1 protein-coding gene is annotated in these 891 nt (G+C 77.2%); it reads left to right on the top strand.

From position 1 onward, the window contains the following. Positions 1-96 precede the first annotated feature (96 nt). On the top strand, positions 97-891 hold a 795-nt coding region (locus HMPREF0731_RS22005; RefSeq protein WP_007006472.1), incomplete at its 3' end, for an ATP-binding cassette domain-containing protein.

Genomic DNA, 891 nt, shown 5'->3' with positions numbered 1-891 from the left:
ATGCGCCGCCACCCCGCCGCTGCGCGCCCTGGCGCCGGGGCATGCGGTGGCCTGCTGGCGCGCGCCGGTCGAGACGCTCTCCACGGGGCGCGCGGCATGAGCGCCCCGCCGCTGCTCCAGGCCGAGGGGCTCAGCCGCACCTACCCGCTGTCCGGCGGCCGCCGGCTGCGGGCGGTGGACGGCATCGACCTGCGCCTCGCCCGGGGCGAGACGCTGGCGGTGGTGGGCGAGAGCGGCTGCGGCAAGAGCACGCTCGGCCGCCTGCTGCTGCGCCTGGAGGAGGCCGATGCCGGGCGCATCCTGCTGGACGGCACCGACCTGCGCGGCCTGCGCGGCGCGGCGCTGCGCGACATGCGGCGCCGCGTGCAGGTGGTGTTCCAGGACCCCTACGGCTCGCTCAACCCGCGCGAGCGCATCCGCGACGCGCTGGTGCGGCCGATGCTGCTGCACCGCCTCTGCGGCCGCGCCGAGGCGGAGCGCCGCGCCGCCGCGCTGATGGAGCGTGTCGGCCTCTCGCCGGCGCAGCTCGACCGGTTGCCGCACCAGTTCAGCGGCGGCCAGCGGCAGCGCATCGCCATCGCCCGCGCGCTCTCGGTGGGGCCGGAGCTGATCGTCTGCGATGAGCCGGTCTCGGCGCTGGACGTCTCGGTGCAGGCGCAGGTGGTGAACCTGCTGCAGGATTTGCAGCGCGAGCGCGGCCTGGCGCTGCTGTTCATCAGCCACGACCTCGCGGTGGTGCGCCATCTCGCCCACCATGTGGCGGTGATGTATGCCGGGCGGGTGGTGGAGACGGGGCCGGCGGCGGCGCTGTTCGCCGACCCGCGCCACCCCTACAGCCGGGCCCTGCTGGCCGCGGCGCCCCGCACCGACACCGGCCCCCGCCCGCCCGTG

It is taken from the genome of Pseudoroseomonas cervicalis ATCC 49957, assembly GCF_000164635.1.
GTDB lineage: Bacteria > Pseudomonadota > Alphaproteobacteria > Acetobacterales > Acetobacteraceae > Pseudoroseomonas > Pseudoroseomonas cervicalis.
This window is presented reverse-complemented; position numbering and strand designations above follow the sequence as displayed.